Origin of the sequence: Psychrobacter sp. TB55-MNA-CIBAN-0194 (assembly GCF_040309505.1) — a bacterium.
Taxonomy (GTDB): Bacteria; Pseudomonadota; Gammaproteobacteria; order Pseudomonadales; family Moraxellaceae; genus Psychrobacter; species Psychrobacter fozii.
Map to the genome: position 1 here is coordinate 1 of NZ_JBEOOW010000007.1, position 16,733 is coordinate 16,733.

Below are 16,733 nucleotides of genomic sequence, written 5' to 3' on the forward strand. Positions count from 1 at the left end.
GTGTCGTTACCCAATACGTCAATCAATACGGGCTGGTTTAATGGGCCTGATCCTACGTCATCTACTGCAACGGGGGCTGATTGTATATAGTCAACGGTAATGGTCGCTTGGTTAGATTTCAAGCCAGTACTGTCTGAAACCACATAGCTAACGGGAGTTGGATCGCCAGTAAATCCTGTTTCTGGCGTAAAGGTAACCACACCTGTGTCTGGGTCAACAATCCATTCGCCTTCGCCTGGTACGGTTAATGTTGTCACTTCAGAGCCATCAGCCGGATCAATGAGCTTGACGCTGGTTGGGTCTATGTCGCCATCAGGGTCGGTGTCGTTAGCCAAAACATCTATAACTACAGGTTGTCCCACCGTACCGCTTTGGGTTTCACCTATTGCTGATGGTGCGCTATTCTCGTCATTATCATCATTACTATTATAGCTAGCAATCAAACCTACCAAACCGAGCCCTGCTGCTGCAGGAATCCACCAAGGTATGGCTGCAGCAATATATTCTTCTCCACCCAAAGCTTGTCCTTCTACATCACCATTTTCTAACTGCGTGACATAGTCATACGTTTCACCAGTATCTGGAATGTAGTAATAATACTCTCCATCTTCAGCAATACCGACTAATGCACTGTCTGGATTGTCATAAAAACCTTCTATGATGAGATCGCTATCTTCACCGTTTTCTTCAAATGAGACATGTAAGTCATTCTTAATGCGTTTGGTAATGATGTGATTAGGTGCACGGTTAATCGCGGTATCATGAAACTCGTAATTGACTTTATCTGTCGCTTGGATGACTGTTGGCACGCCATCTTGGGTCACCACTTCTATTTGGTTGACGGTCTTATGCACATCGTTCGTTTTTACGATTATAGTATTCATGTTATTACCTTCTTTTTTTAATTCAGTGATACCGCTTAGTATTTCTAATTAGGCAAGTGTGGTTGCCTATGCATCATTTTTTATTAGCTGCTTGTGCGCTCTTCAACTACTGCAACCACACGACGATTGAGCTGACGTCCTTCTGCGTTATCGTTACTGGCTCTTGGCTGAGACTCACCATAGCCAATGGCAGTTAAGCGTTCAGGCGCAATCGAGAACTGTGTTATCAACACTTCTTTGACGGCATCTACGCGGCGCTGTGATAAAGCTTGGTTGTAGCTGTCACTGGCACGGCTATCGGTATGACCTTCGATGGTCACGACAGTATTAGGATATTTCACCATAAACGCGGCCAACTCAGATACTTTAGAATAATATTCAGGGCGTACTATGGATTTGTCTGTCTCAAACAAGACTTCAAGTTCAATGGTTACTTTTTCAGCGAGTACAGGTACAGTCGGTTGCACAATAGGTGGCGGTGTTACGACAGGCGCTGGGCAGTTAGGTACCACTCGGCTGATTTGATGCGTTTGATAGCGTTTAGCATCTAGTAATGGTAAGGCACTTTCAGCGGTTATCTGATCAAGCTTACTTTTGCCTGTGTCGTCCATATCTACATAAAAGAAATAGGTTTGACCGCCTACCAGCTGATAGTCTTTTTTGTCTGCTAGTAAGTCATTGTCTTTAAAGACAGTAGCATGTGCACTAACTTGATTGGTACCAACACAAGAATTGACGACGGTATAGTTACCAGGATGCAAGCTGACTTGGAATCTATTATTAATGGATAAATTGGCACTGGTTTGTTCTACATCATCATCATTTTTGCGGATAAAGACCAGTCTCGTTTCATCAGTATCAACGTTAGCAGCCAAGATTTTTTGGAAGTCAGTATCCACTTGGTTGTTCCATGTTACGTTACCCACTCGCCGGCTGTCGCCTTCATTATCAACACTACTGTGACCGGTCATGGCGCAAGCTGACAGACTCAATAAAAGGGCTGGCAATACGATAGCCGCTGTCATATTCTTGAATACTCTTTCCATGGTTCATTCCTAATTCATCAATGATTTGTGGGTAACTTTTCTGAGTTTTTCTAACAATACGCTATATTTGAGCTATGAACTTACATTAAGACAGTTTTTTTATGAACATACTTATTCAAAATAAGTATATCCGTATTATATTTGGCAAAAAAATACACATAATTTATGTGTAAGAAAGTAATAATGTATAATTACACATAACTCTGATGTATTGATTATATATCAATACTCACGATTCGTCATGTAACACAGCCAAACATTAGTCTAATTTTTCAAATGAAATATTCACTCACTCAGGATATATATAGCTTGGCTCGAGAAAAAATTCTTAATATTATCTAATAATTTTTATAAAAATAAATTACTTAACTTTTATTATTCTATTGATTCTTTTTTTCCAACAAACTGCACGACAGCACTAAGTCCTTGATGACGTTTTCCCTCTGATACCATACGCAGCTTTTCGACACCCATGATTTCTGTAAGCCCTGTGAGTTCACTCTGAAAATGATGTAGCGACCCAAAGCGCTCTATTTGACTCGCAGGCGGTCCTCCGATAGCATCTGTCTCTAGCTGCTCTTTGGTATAGGCTTCAACAATAAACACACCATTTGGCTTTAGAGCAGTGACAATCTGCGCATGTATATGTTGACGTAACGCGTCAGGTACATGTGCCCAGATAGAGACAATAGCATCCCATTTATTGGTACCAAAGGGGTAATCGGCCAAATCTGCCACTTGAGTTGTGATTATCACTCCTCTATCTTTTGCCAACTGTGTCGCTTTTGTCAGACCCACTTCGGACATATCCATCGCAGTAACGTTATAGCCTTGCTGCGCTAAGAAAACGGCATTCCTACCCTCGCCCTCTGCCAGACATAATACGTGCCCACCTGTGGGAATCTGCTCAAACGTTTCTCTCAAAAAATCATTAGGCTCTTTACCAAATGCAAATTCTGTGCCGCTATAGCGTTCGTCCCACATGTTTATCATCCTTTTTGTTTGAGATTATCTCTTACTTTGACGGTAGCTTACATAAGATAAGCACAAAGCATTAGTGAAATAGTCACTGTTGAATCAGTGGTTTAAAACTCGTCACACTACCAAGTTTTAAAAAACTTATGATTGTTTAGCACTATAACTATCTGACTAACTCACCTTATCCCACATCTTACTTAGACGCTTGGGTGATACTGCCATACGAGTTTTCATTGGCTGGGCAAATAGCTGAATACGATACTCCTCCACCATCCAGCGGTAGTCACTAATGGCGTCTTTGTCCGCACGCCCTGCTAGTCGCTCCATATGTAAATCTAATGCATAGACGCCATCCAGATCCGCATCCAGATTGTGCTCAAGGCGTTCAAGACGAACCTCTAATGCTTCTAGATAACGTGGATACTGTTGCCAATGGCTATAATCCATACGATAGACAAAATCAGCCAAATGTAAATCTTCTAGCTGATCTTCAATATCCTCGATAGACTCACCAAATATCTCCCGATCTAGCATCAATAATCCTTGGCGAATACGTTGCCATCGGGTATAGACGTTTTTAAGCGTTTTGATCACGCTTTGACCAGTCAATAAAAAATTGCCAGCCACGACTTCTAAGGTTTTCTCATACTCAGCTGAGGTAAACGGTAGCTCCTCAGCAAGCGCCACCGCAGTATCATCTGCATTTTCAGGCAAGTCTGTACTGTGATCAAATAATATATAATGCTCTTCAAGCGCCGCGTCTAATGCTGCATCGATGATGATAGTCTTAAGCTTACCCATATCGCCAAGTGGTGCAAAAGCCAATTTAAAGATACTGTCAACTTGACTAGTAAGCTGCTTTTTCTTTGCGCCAAGCTTGCTCTTAATTAAGGCAAGTACTCCGATACGATGCGCCTGTAATGCCGCATTAACATCCGTATATTGATGAATCGATACCGCTTCACCTGCTTCATCAGCGACCAAAGCCGCAAACTGCTTCATCACCACGCCTGCACTATGATGGTTTTTGCTAAAGGCAAAATGTTCAGGGAATTCAGTATGTGCCCCTTGCTGCTCATTAACGGCTTGACGGGTTTCACTGGCATGTCGAATCTGCAACGTTTGCAGGTCACGACCTTTTTCGATAATACGGTTTTTATCATCAACCACACAGATTTGGGGCTGTAAGTAGCGGTCAATCGTAGACGGACTAAACTTCTCTGGTGTCACTGACATAATACCGCGACGATTGAGCGCTTGGCAGAGCTGCTTCAATAGTCCTTGTCCACCAGCAGGTTGCAACTCGTCAAACAAACCATCAGCCGTATCAGGAATAGGAACTATCTGACGACGGATATCTTTGGGTAATGACTTAAGTAATTGCAGCACTAGCTCATAGCGCCAGCCAGGCACGCCCCACAATAGCTCGATGGCATCAAGCTGCGGCAACGCGACAAGCGGTACGCGAATGGTCACACCATCATCATCACTTGCTGGGTCAAAGATATAACGTAGCGGTAATTTTAAATCACCCAACTTCCATACTTCTGGGAAGTCTCCCGTGGTCGGTGCTTGGCTATTAAGCACATCATCATCGGTAAAGAATAAATGCTTGGTGTCAGATTTTTCGACCTCAGCGCGCCAGTCTTCAAAAGATTTACGACTGGCAATATGCTCAGGGATTTTTTTGTCATAAAACTGGTACAGCGACTCTTCATCGACCAACAAATCACGGCGGCGTAATTTATCTTCAATACGTTCGATGTCTGCGATTTTATCCATATTGTGCTGTAAAAATGGCGCTTGACGACCCAAGTTACCAGTGACCAGACCATCACGTATAAAGATTTCACGTGACTCGCTTAGATTGACTTGCTCATAATTGGTCAGCTGCTTACTGATAATAATCAGACCAAATAAACTAATCTGTGCGTAGGCTTTGACGCGACCTGTCTTTTTCGACCAATGCGGCTCAAAGTAGTGATACTTCAACAAGTCACCAGCAGCGGAGATAATCCATTCTGGTTCAATCTTGGCCACCGTGCGCATAAATACCTGAGAGGTTTCTACCACCTCAAACGCCATCACCCATGGTGGTATCTGCTTAAATACCGTACTGGCTGGAAATATCTTGGCTTTTTGCTGGCGAGCCGCGAGATATTCGCCACGATTTTCAGTTTTGTGAGCGATAGTAGATAACAGACCTGTCATCAACGCACGATGCAGGTTCGCGTACTTAACGGCCTTTAGCTCTTCATCTTCAATCGCCGTAGGGTCGCTAGTAGTAGCCTCTAGCGCCTTGCCCTTAGCAGCAGCTTTGGCATCATTGACATCGGTAAGCTTTAAATCAGTGACCATTTGCACCAGTTGGCGATGCGTCTGATGCCACTCTCGTACACGTGGAAAGCTCAGATAATTTTTCTTAGTAAACTGCTTGCGCTGATTACCAGACAAATTATTGCCGTTTTCGTCTTTTTCAAACAACGCTTTCCATAGGCTTAAATAGAATAGGAAGTCAGAGTCATCTTGGCGAAACTCAGCATGCTTTTGATCAGCTTGCTGACGTTTATTAACAGGACGCTCGCGTGGGTCCTGAACTGCAAGTGCGGCGACAACGATGAGCATTTCACGAATACAATCAAAGTCAGAGCCCGCGACCAACATACGTGCCAGCCTTGGATCGATCGGCATACGTGCCATCTTTTGACCAGTAGGCGTCAAGGCGAGATGATCAAGACCTTTTTTTGGTTTTGGCTTATTGGTTTTATTCGCAGAAGTGGCTTCAGTTTTAGAAGTAATGGCTCCTAGCTCGTCGAGCAATTTATGCCCGTCCGTGACCAAGCGGCTATCAGGTGGCTCAATAAAGGCAAAATCATCGACACTACCTAAGCGAAGATTGGCCATCTGCAAGATAACTGACGCTAAGTTGGTTCGTAGAATCTCAGGTTCAGTGAACTCTGGACGACCGCTAAAGTCTTCCTCGCTATAAAGGCGAATACAAACACCCGGAGCAACTCGACCACAACGACCTTTACGCTGATTGGCTGCTGCTTGTGAAATCGCTTCAATAGGCAAACGCTGTACGCGTGAGCGGTAGGAATAACGAGAGATTCTCGCAAAACCCAAATCAATGACATAGCGAATACCGGGTACGGTCAGCGCTGTCTCAGCCACGTTGGTCGCGATAACGATACGTCGACCACGACCAGACGGTTGAAAAATACGCTGCTGCTCTTCATAGGTCTGCCGCGCAAACAAAGGTAATACTTCGGTGTGCTTAGGTCCATGACGCTCTAGGACTTCTTGTGTCTCACGAATCTCGGCTTCCGTCGCGGCAAATATCAAGATATCTGCCTGATCAGCATGGCCTTTGCTTTGCGCATCACTGAAGCACTCTTCTACTGCGGCAACGATGGCACGTGGCAAGTTCTCTTCAAAGTCATCATAACTATCATCATCGGAGCTCGTAACAGGCTCATCAGTGAGTGGGCGATAGCGCACCTCCACTGGAAAGCTTCGACCCTCGACATTAAAGATTGGCGCAGGCACTTTGCGTTTAAGTTTGGCATCGTAATGACTAAAGTATTCACTAAAGCGCTTGGTATCTAGCGTCGCTGAAGTAATAATGACTTTTAAATCAGGACGCTTGGGCAGCATCTTTTTCAGATAACCCATAATAAAATCAATATTTAAGCTACGCTCATGTGCTTCATCGATAATAATCGTATCGTACTTACTCAAAAACCGATCATGACCCAGTTCAGCCAATAAGATACCATCGGTCATGAGCTTTACGACCGATTGTGCCGACCCTTGCTCATTAAAACGAATTTTAAAACTTATGGTATTCCCTAAGGGTTCGCCCAATTCTTCTGCAATACGGTTTGCCACGCTTCTCGCTGCTAGACGCCTTGGTTGCGTATGCCCTATCTGTCCTTTGATGCCACGTCCTGCTAGCATCGCAAGCTTTGGTAACTGCGTCGTCTTACCAGAACCGGTCTCACCTGCGACGATAATGACTTGATTATCGATGATGGCTTGAATCAAATCATCAGCACGTTGACTCACGGGCAAATCAAGGTTTAGCTTGGCTGGCAAGTCTGCAGGAATGCTATCAATACGTGTCTGTACTGCCTCTTGAGAGCGCGTTTTTATTTTGTCGTATTGCTCACGTTTTTTCGTTAACGCTTCATTGGCTTTTTCGTTATTCTCTTTTTTACTCAACACAACGGCACGTGCCAGCTCTCGCTCTAGACGCGTTAAGTAATAGCTATCTTTGGCGAGTACTGGTAAATCAGCGCTCATATGAGATTGAGCAGCTGTTTTATCACTGCTTGATGTGGCACTGTTTGGTGTGGCACTATGCGATGTAATACGTAAATTTTCGTGATTTGTATCATCACTTTCTTTATTCGGATTAGTGGTGCTATTGGTTTGACGAGTAGCATTTTCGTCAGATGCTTGTGTGGTATTCTCAGAATTATTGGGCATATTTACTTAGGCTATTTATTATTTAAAAGTGTTTAGATTATGGGGGTAATTTAAGTGCGATTCAAGTTGGTTCTGATGTTTGGTTGGTAACCAAAAAGGCGTTTACTGGTTTTCAAAGCGCTCAGTCAAAAGAGATTCAAGCTCGTCAGTCATAGGTTTAAATTTAAAATGCTCTGGCTCCATTTGAGCAATCAAAGCATACTGATCATTTTCAATCGAGTTATTTTCACAAGAAAAATGATTCATCTCCTGACCAGTGATGGCATTAATAATATAAAAAGAGGTATCGCCGTCTTCATACTGTGTCAAATTATAATAATTATTTGGATCCCGCATAGTGATATCAGTAGAATTGAGGTACTTCACATAATAGGCATCTTCAGTAGCTTGCTGTGCTTCTAGCTTTAAAGGGTTACCTTGAGTGGCAAAATAGTACTTGAGCATATAACCAATATCGCTATTAATCACATCCAAACGTAAATGCTCACCGTCTTCCGTGACACATTGATATATTATAAAGGGTTCATACACACGTGGACTAGTGGTCGTGTTTTCATCTTTCACACTCTCCCATTCCATGCCCATAATAGGTGCATCTAACATGACACCTCCCTCTTCCATCAATTTATAACCTATCGGTACGTCTTGATCATTTACCATAGATTGAGAGCTTGATAACTCACTGTTATCTTCTATAGCCTTTTCAGCCTCGTTACTTGATACTCCTGTAGTGTCATCAGATTTTTCTGGTTCATTCTTATTATTCCAGAACTCTACAGCCACTAGAACAGTGAACATTCCTATTCCCATGCCAATACCTGCAATAACCCACTTAAAAAATCCTTTCATGAAATTTTGCAAATATGCTCGCCCTATTTTATTTTTGTGGATGAGTTATTTATTCAATAATCTTGTTAATTATAATGCCAATTTTTTTAAATTCTTGATACTCAAATAGCCGACATATTCTTTATCTGCTAAATCCTCATCTATTGCTTTATCGACAACATCGATAGGCTCAATCACTAACTGAAAGTTTGATATCAGATCATTCACGTTATATATATCGTCTATATCTACTTCAAACTTATCATCAATATGTGAAGCAGCATCAAAAGGTGAGTTGCTATCTTCAAAAGTAAACTGCTGATAAAAAGCACTCTGTTTTGCTTGTTTGATAGCACCTGCTTGATTGGAGGCAACGATGAGTAACTTATAATGAAATTCTTCAAAACTGCCCTGCTGGTATCCACCGAGATTAATGAAAAACAGCTTTAAGTCTTTACTATGATCAGTTTGATTATCAACTTGCTTACTGGGCTCAACCAATTTAATAGCATGACCATCAACGTTGGTAACCGCACGATACGAGTCAATATGCCACTTGTTTTTTACTTCTGGCCAATGCTCATTGATATCTGCGATTAATTCACTCACCTGGTTGGCCACACCAAAAAAAATATCGTGCTGCTCAATCAAGCGACCTTTGGGCCGAGCACCCAGTTGAATCATATATAGGATTGGCATAAATCATTGCCTTATATCGTCATTCCACTATAAAAGTATGACAGCGTTAACCTCGCTTGAAGTATCAAATATACATCTACACTCGGTTGCCTTGTACTACTTCTAAATTGAATCGACTATAGGTAAAGTTATTAGGATGCACTTTGGCTTTGAACAACTGTCTTACTATTATTATCTTCAGCATATGAGCATGTTGCCAATGATAGAATACTTATGTATATTTTCAAAACTCTAGATATCATGAGAGTTTTCTCTACGTTCTTAATAAAGCGCAATCAATCATAAAGAAGACTCTAGATGAAAAAGTCGTTACCAGTGGTAAAAGTAATGTTTGCAGCAATCATGACTTTGTTAGCACTGTTTTCAATAGAGACTTTCTTTCAGAAAGAGTTAAAACTCACCTTTAAGGCCACCTATCACAACATTATTAAAGTCGAGGTTAAGTACCCTGATTCGAAAAATACAATATTGGTTTACGACGTACAACATCATCCTGAAAAAATTACCGCCATAGTCAATGATATAAACATACAAAGCTATAAATCATGGATAAGAGCCAATGGTGGTAAAGAAACAGGTGGTGTCGTCGGTATTTCTCTTTATGACAACACCAACCAAGCAGTTGCGAGTTTTTCTTTATCTCCAGATATACTACTGGAACGAGGAGAAAATCATAGACAGCTTGGTGTCAGTGGTTTTTATAGACTTATAAACCTAAAAGACTACCCAGCATTACAAGAAGTCTGGTGCAACCCTATAAATACTGGCACCTACAACAGTTTTGTACAAAACAAACTATGCTGAATACAATGTAAAACATCAATTATTGCTCTAAATAATAAGCTTACAACACACGCCCCGTTCTCAGTGCAAATGCCCAATCTTCTCGACCATTCTTTGAAGCCAATTGAGCAGCAGCCTCATAATCGTAAGGCACCTTAATATGTTCGGTTTGCCAGCGCTTCCCCTGCTCGGTATCAACACACCTAATGATTGCATAACTTGCATGAGGAGAATAGGTCTGCATTCTATGGACATTAGGCAAGTCATCTTCGTAGGCGGGATAACCAACGCTACCAGTATTGATAACCATTTGATCGGTCGATAGCTTTACCGTACGTGGGATATGAGTGTGACCACATACGACAACGGCACTATCAATACCATTGAGCAATGCCAGAATATCTGCATCGCTACGTACTCTCGGTTGACCTGTTTCTATATTTTCTAACAGATATACCATGTCATCCGTCGGCGACCCATGACACAGATAAACGTCTTTGCTTAAATAGCAATCAAAAGGCAAATCTTGCATCCATTTTATCGCGGCGGCAGGCAAGTCTTCGATAATAAAATCTAGCGTTGTATTACTCTCAATATCTGCCGCTGTCGCCTCATATATCTGCCTATCTTGGTTACCGCAAATAGTAATAATATCATCTCGATAGGTCATCAGCAGCTCATAAGTTGCTTTCGGCGCAATCGGGCCATACAAAATATCACCAAGATTGACGATTTGTTCTACATTACGACGCTTTATGTCTGCAAGAACCGCCTCTAGAGCAAAGACATTGCTATGAATGTCAGAAATTGCAGCGATGGTACTTATCTGCTGATCATCAAGGTTCATCATATTACTTACCTCCTCTCACCAATAAGATCTTATACAAATACTAAGAAGAAAATATTAAAAACCTCAGAAAGTAAAAAACCCGATGTTTAAGCATCACTTAAAACATCGGGTTTGGTTTCATTACTATATTATTTGCTAAGCTATATTAAGAAAAAATATGCCCACAGCCCCACAACAAAGGTGGCGATAATATTAAGAATGATACCGGTACGAATCATCTCTGTTTGCTTGATGAGACCTGTACCAAACACAATAGCATTCGGTGGCGTCGCAACTGGTAGCATAAAGGCACATGATGCACCAATACCAATGACCAATACCAACACTTCATGTGGCAAGCCCATCTGCTCTGCAATAGCAGCAAATACTGGCACCAACAATGCAGCAGATGCTGTGTTAGATGCAAACTCAGTTAAGAAGATAATGAACGCAGATACCGCAATCATCACAACAACCAGTGGTGCCGAAGACAAGGCATTAGCGACCGTTTCACCCAGTACTAGAGATGCACCTGATACTTTTAACACTGTCGACAGCGCAATACCGCCACCGAACAGCATGAGAACACCCCAATCCGTATTGTCAGAGACTTGCTTCCACGATACCAATCCTAAACTCACCACTGCTGCCGCTGCCGATAAAGCAATGATGGCATCTGTATCAGTGATATCTAGTGCTTCACCAATTTGTTTGGAAAATATCCAACTCAACGCAGTAACAATGAAGACAATAATCGTCACCACACGCGGTTTGTTCCAAGCAATAGGCTCATCTTCTACGATCACGATTTTACGATTTAGATTAGGTTTGAGGAACACATACATCGCACCTAATAATAGTGGCAATAACACCAACATCATAGGTATACCAAACTTCATCCAGTCAATAAAGGCGATATCCAGTGCCTTTGCTGCGATAGCATTAGGTGGCGAACCGACGATAGTACCCAAACCACCCAGACTTGCCGAGTAAGCAATACCTAGTAGGACAAATACAAACGTACCACGATCTTTTTCACGATCGACCTGTGTCAATATCCCAAGCGCTAACGGTAGCATCATCGCCGCAGTGGCCGTATTCGATATCCACATTGACAAAAATGCCGTCACGCCAAATATCAAAAACACAGCAGTGTTTAGCTTACCACCTGACATCGATAAAATCTTTAATGCGATTTTTTTGTCCAATTGCTGTACATGCAAGGCGGCTGCCAAAGCAAAACCACCAAAGAACAAATAAATCGTCGGACTAGCAAAACTCTCTAAACCGATTTTGGCATCGAAGTCTGGTATGCCAATCAGTGCACCCACGACCACGACCAATAGCGCAGTAATGGTAACGTGTACCGCTTCCGTTAACCACAGCACGCCAATGAAAAACAACAAGGCTAGCCCTTTATTGGCATTAATATCGAATGGCAACACATTATAGATAATCATAGCGACAATCGCCGCAATAGCGACAACAATCAATCCTTTACCAGTACCCTTTGGAAAGGTATCGGTAAATAAATACTCATTACCATCGTTAGGTAGATGGCTGTCTAGTTTTTGCTCTGACATAAAACGTCCTTATTTCCTCAAAGACAGTGTGAAAATGCCCTACATATGAAGGCAACTATAGTATTCACTTTGTCATTAACCCAAAAAAATACGTGGCTATCATAGCAGATATATGACAGAAAAATTAATTGACAAATTACTTAATAAGTTTATACCAGAACATTCTTTTAACTATTCTTAATGCTCACATATTTATTAGCAATGAGTTCTATGTTACCTGTGGCGTAATTATGCATTTTATCTATGCACTAGAAATAGAAGCGCACCATTGAAGACCTATATAATCTCTGGTTACATATATTCACTAAACAAGTGTACACCGTATGTATACAAGAGTATAGCCGTCTCTCATACTGACAGTCGAGCTAAATAATAGTAGATATCTCAAAGCCTATTTCTATTAGAGATTTATGCTAGAAATACATAAAAATAAACAGGAGCACTTTATGACAGATGCAAATAAAACTGACTCAACCACAAAAATGGCACCGACAGACATCAATCAAGACGGTCTAGCCAAAGAAGATCAGCAACGTACTGATGACTCTGCATTAGATATGATGCAAGGTATGCACGAACATGAGGACCATGAAGAATAAAGCGAAAAATAAATGACCGCTTCATGTTTAAAACAAAAGAGAATAGGCGCTTATTATGATGATGAGCGCTTTTCAGATCTTGGCAGTCTTTTTTCTGGCAAGTGATCTGACGCATAGTTATATATAAATGCTGCTGTCAGTACGATAGTGATAGGCACTAGCAACGCGCCATAGCCTACTTTGGCGTACAAAAATGCCCCGACGACACTGCCACCGCAAAAGCAATACCAAATAATAGCTTGGAAACCTAGTGTCGGCTTGCTGATCGAACGACCTGCCAACCAATTACCAATCGCTGCGCCCATGTCTGACGTCAATCCTGTGAGGTGAGTGGTACGGATGACGGCACCGCTATAAGTAGCAACCATGGCATTCTGTAATCCACACGCCATCGCAGCGGCTAACTGTCCTAAATAATCGTGCTGTTGATACAACCAATAGCTAATCAGCAGTAATGACGCCTCAAGATATAACGCACGGCCATAACGTTTACCCAGCTTTAAAGGTGCTTGGCCTATCACGAAACCACTCAAGACCGCACCCGCTAAAAAAGACAGCAGCAGCGCACCAATATACAAAATACTGTGCACATCTAAATAAGCAATCGCTGATGCAAATAAGCTCACATTACCAGTAACATGAGAGACTGATAAATTAGCAAAGCCCATCAATGCAGCAGTATTGACGCAGCCCGCACTAAACGCAAGCACTGCACCACCCCACAATATCCACTTTGGTAGTTTAGTTATCATATTCACTGCCTGAACGCTAACTTAAAAATAGCCCCTAGTATAAACCAAAAAAGGCAGCCAATTGGCTGCCTTCCTTATTTCTTAAACGCTATTTTTTAAACAATGCTATTAATTACCTAAGAATACTCTCAATTATCTAAGACAGTTACTTTGGTTCGTCCAACATCATTAACTGCTCGCTAATGGCAACGGTATTAAAACCAGCATCAACAAACATAATTTCACCAGTAATCCCAGATGCCCACGGAGATAATAAGAACAATGCAGCATTACCTACTTCTGTCTGGGTAATGTTACGTTGTAGTGGTGCGATTTTTTCGCTGACATCGAGCATTTTACGGAATGATTTGATACCACTAGCAGCAAGCGTACGGATAGGACCTGCTGAAATCGCATTAACACGGATGCCTTCACCGCCCATAGAGGTCGCAAGATAGCGTACACTGGCTTCAAGACTGGCCTTTGCCATGCCCATGACATTGTAGTTCGGCAATACTGAGATGCTACCTTCATAAGTTAATGTCAGCATAGAGCCGTGACGCATGGCTAGCAATGCGCGAGCTTCTTTGGCTAATGCAACAAAGCTATAGCTTGAGATATCATGCGCAATATGACTGCCTTCACGAGTGGTCGCGTTGACAAAGTCGCCATCTAGCTGATCCATCGGTGCAAAGCCAATTGCATGTACCACACCGTCAATACCATCACCCCAATGAGCAGTCACTTGCTCAAAGCAAGCAGCAATAGACTCGTCAGATGCTACGTCACACTCTAGTACCAAATCTGCTTCGAATTTTTCTGCAGCCATATCCACACGTTTTTTGATCTTATCGTTTGGGTAAGTCAAAATCAGTGAAGCACCTTCACGGTGTAGCGCTTCTGCGATTGCCCAAGCGATAGAGAGTTTACTTGCAATGCCCGTTACGACAAATCTTTGTCCTTGAAGTAGCATAGTATTTCCTTTTGAATCGATCAAATTTATTGATATTAAAAAATTATTTAGAGTTGTTATATATGACAGATAGCCAGTGATAATTAAACACAAATGATAGGTGAACTATTATACACGAATTAATTTAAGTAAACAGTCGTAAACTAGATTTGCCTACAATGGTGCCTAATATTGATTAAACATTGAACTACGAACCACAGCAGTATGAAGTTAAGCAGATTTCAAGTATAATCACAGCCCTTCCCAGCTTGCACAATTTTTATAATAATCCTTTACAACCATTGTTTGTAAACAAGGATTTAGCGTTAAGCTACACCCACATTTTGGATGGCTGCCAAACTTATGAGTAACACCCTAACAATAACATCAAATTACCAAGAGAGCGCCGATTCTTATCGTCAATTGATCGGCTCAACTGGTGAAGACTTGCACCGCCCTGGTCTTGAAGAAACACCCATGCGTGCCGCAAAAGCTTTTGCCCATTTAACCCAAGGCTATCATCAGAACTTAGATGAAGTCGTCAATGATGCGCTGTTCCCATCGAGCAATCGTGAGCTAGTATTGGTACAAAATATTGAGTTTTATTCATTGTGCGAGCATCATATGTTGCCGTTTCATGGTATCGCACATGTCGGCTATTTACCTAACGGACAAGTCTTAGGCTTATCAAAATTTGCCCGTATCGTTGATATGTTTGCCCGTCGTTTGCAAGTTCAAGAGAACCTAAGCGAACAAATAGCACAAACTATTATGGAAGTCACTGGTTGCCGCGGCGTCGCTGTCGTGATGGATGCCGCACATATGTGTATGATGATGCGTGGTGTAGGTAAACAGCATTCCACTACACGTACGATGTCGATGTTAGGCGAGTTTGTCCATGATAATCAAGCTCGTACAGAGTTTTTGAGCGCGATACCTAAGCGTCAACCTGCTTTTTGATTATTAGCATAAAGAGTCATTAAATATAGAGTCATTAAATATTCAGAAATAAGAAAAGGACGCATTAGCGTCCTTTTCTTATTTTAGTTCTGTCAAAAGTTAAGAAGCAATTGGTTTTACGTCATCAATCCAATCACCGTAACCTTCTTTTTCCATATCTGCTAATGGTACAAAACGCAGTGCTGCTGAGTTCATACAGTAGCGCTTGCCTGTTGGTGCAGGGCCATCATCAAATACATGACCGACATGAGAGTCAGCATAGCGACTACGAATTTCCGTACGAACGGAGAAGATACCGCGATCTTCTTTTTCAACGACCATATCTGTGCTTAATGGACGAGTAAAGCTTGGCCAGCCTGTTCCAGACTTGTATTTATCACGAGAAGAGTACAGCGGCTCACCTGATATGACATCGACATATAAACCAGGCGCTTTATTATCCCAGTATTCATTATCAAAAGCGCGCTCAGTGCCCTCTTCCTGAGTCACCTTATACTGAATATCACTGAGTGATTTCTTTAATTCACTCTTGGCAGGTTTTACAAAGGTCTTTGAATTAAAACCAGTAGTAGCCACTGCGGTATTTGAAGGTGTGGTTGATGTATTTACTGTCACACTACCAGCAGCTGGTTTGAACTGACTAAAATCCAACTCATAGTTTTTACCATATACGCTCTCGATAAACTGGTAGCGACCAGAGTTGAAGGTATACGCTTTATAACGAAGTGGGTTCTTTTTATAATAATCTTGATGATAATCTTCTGCTGGGTAAAAGGTACTGGCAGGAACGATTTCTATCACCACTGGCTTGTCATAGACGCCAGAGTCTTGCAACGCTTTTTTCGCCGCTTCTGCCGTTTGCTTTTCTTGTTGATTATTATAGAAAATAGCAGGTCGATACTGGGTTCCACGATCTACATACTGGCCGTCAGCATCGGTTGGATCAGCGATACGCCATAATGCTTGTACTATGCCATTATACGTTATTTTCGTCGGATCATAATATACTTGTGCCGCTTCCGTATGACCGGTACCACCTGCCGATACCTGTTTATAAGTTGGATTCTGAGTCTCACCACCTGTATAACCTGATACCACTTCCACAACACCAGGTATCTTCTCATAACCCGCTTCTACACACCAAAAACAGCCGCCAGCGACTGTTGCCACAGCCAAATTAGGATCTGTAGGCGCATAAGGGTTATTACCAGTGGTTGGTGGCGTGGTCTTCGCAGTATTTTCAGTGGCAGCACAGCCGACAAAGAAGGTACTGCTCGCCGCAACAACCATAGCAGCGACCTTGGTGTTTAGTTTGAGGTTCATTAGAATATCCTAAAAATAATGTTATGGAGTGAGGCTACACAGTTATC

14 protein-coding genes are annotated in these 16,733 nt (G+C 42.0%); 3 read left to right on the forward strand and 11 right to left on the reverse strand.

Going from position 1 to position 16,733, the window contains the following annotated elements; all coding sequences use genetic code 11:
* The 6 genes from AAEY75_RS09430 to AAEY75_RS09455 all read right to left on the reverse strand — a co-directional run.
* Positions 1-884, reverse strand: an 884-nt coding sequence (locus tag AAEY75_RS09430; RefSeq protein WP_352259455.1) for an Ig-like domain-containing protein, incomplete at its 3' end; no start/stop codon positions are given.
* 83 nt (positions 885-967) lie between these two features.
* Positions 968-1,930, reverse strand: coding sequence for an OmpA family protein (locus AAEY75_RS09435; protein ID WP_352259456.1), 963 nt, complete (start codon positions 1,928-1,930; stop codon positions 968-970).
* 375 nt (positions 1,931-2,305) lie between these two features.
* Positions 2,306-2,914, reverse strand: coding sequence for a class I SAM-dependent methyltransferase (locus AAEY75_RS09440; RefSeq protein WP_352259457.1), 609 nt, complete (start codon positions 2,912-2,914; stop codon positions 2,306-2,308).
* Positions 2,915-3,079: 165 nt separating this feature from the next.
* A complete protein-coding gene (hrpA, locus tag AAEY75_RS09445) occupies positions 3,080-7,213 on the reverse strand; it encodes an ATP-dependent RNA helicase HrpA (RefSeq protein ID WP_352259521.1) in 4,134 nt (1,377 codons plus the stop codon).
* 288 nt (positions 7,214-7,501) lie between these two features.
* Complete coding sequence (locus AAEY75_RS09450; protein WP_352259458.1) at positions 7,502-8,260, reverse strand: hypothetical protein; 759 nt, start codon at positions 8,258-8,260, stop codon at positions 7,502-7,504.
* A 57-nt stretch (positions 8,261-8,317) separates the two neighbouring features.
* Positions 8,318-8,926 (reverse strand): DUF1543 domain-containing protein, encoded by a 609-nt coding sequence (locus tag AAEY75_RS09455; RefSeq protein WP_352259459.1) that lies wholly within the window; start codon positions 8,924-8,926, stop codon positions 8,318-8,320.
* 297 nt (positions 8,927-9,223) lie between these two features.
* Between AAEY75_RS09455 and AAEY75_RS09460 the strand changes: the two genes are divergently transcribed.
* Complete coding sequence (locus tag AAEY75_RS09460) at positions 9,224-9,730, forward strand: hypothetical protein (RefSeq protein WP_352259460.1); 507 nt, start codon at positions 9,224-9,226, stop codon at positions 9,728-9,730.
* 40 nt (positions 9,731-9,770) lie between these two features.
* On the opposite strand, the gene AAEY75_RS09465 is transcribed toward AAEY75_RS09460, so the two are convergent.
* Together AAEY75_RS09465 and AAEY75_RS09470 are read right to left on the reverse strand one after the other, a co-directional pair.
* The gene (locus tag AAEY75_RS09465; protein ID WP_352259461.1) at positions 9,771-10,559 is read right to left on the reverse strand and encodes a metallophosphoesterase family protein; all 789 of its coding nucleotides are present in this window, start codon (positions 10,557-10,559) and stop codon (positions 9,771-9,773) included.
* Positions 10,560-10,699: 140 nt separating this feature from the next.
* Complete coding sequence (locus tag AAEY75_RS09470) at positions 10,700-12,121, reverse strand: SLC13 family permease (RefSeq protein ID WP_110923844.1); 1,422 nt, start codon at positions 12,119-12,121, stop codon at positions 10,700-10,702.
* A gap of 446 nt (positions 12,122-12,567) precedes the next feature.
* Between AAEY75_RS09470 and AAEY75_RS09475 the strand changes: the two genes are divergently transcribed.
* Complete coding sequence (locus AAEY75_RS09475; protein ID WP_197217348.1) at positions 12,568-12,720, forward strand: hypothetical protein; 153 nt, start codon at positions 12,568-12,570, stop codon at positions 12,718-12,720.
* Between the two features lie 53 nt (positions 12,721-12,773).
* On the opposite strand, the gene AAEY75_RS09480 is transcribed toward AAEY75_RS09475, so the two are convergent.
* Entirely contained in the window at positions 12,774-13,472 is a 699-nt protein-coding gene (locus AAEY75_RS09480; RefSeq protein WP_197217349.1) for a YoaK family protein, read from the reverse strand.
* Between the two features lie 145 nt (positions 13,473-13,617).
* Positions 13,618-14,424, reverse strand: a complete 807-nt coding sequence (locus tag AAEY75_RS09485; RefSeq protein WP_110923842.1) for an enoyl-ACP reductase FabI — start codon at positions 14,422-14,424, stop codon at positions 13,618-13,620.
* Positions 14,425-14,766: 342 nt separating this feature from the next.
* Here AAEY75_RS09485 and folE point away from each other — a divergent pair, with 342 nt between their 5' ends.
* Positions 14,767-15,363 carry a GTP cyclohydrolase I FolE gene (gene folE / locus AAEY75_RS09490; protein ID WP_227681373.1) on the forward strand — a complete coding sequence of 199 codons (597 nt, stop codon included), beginning with the start codon at positions 14,767-14,769 and terminating at the stop codon, positions 15,361-15,363.
* A gap of 99 nt (positions 15,364-15,462) precedes the next feature.
* On the opposite strand, the gene msrB is transcribed toward folE, so the two are convergent.
* On the reverse strand, positions 15,463-16,686 hold the full coding sequence (gene msrB, locus AAEY75_RS09495) for a peptide-methionine (R)-S-oxide reductase MsrB (protein WP_197217351.1): 1,224 nt from the start codon (positions 16,684-16,686) through the stop codon (positions 15,463-15,465).
* Between the last annotated feature and the right edge of the window lie 47 nt (positions 16,687-16,733).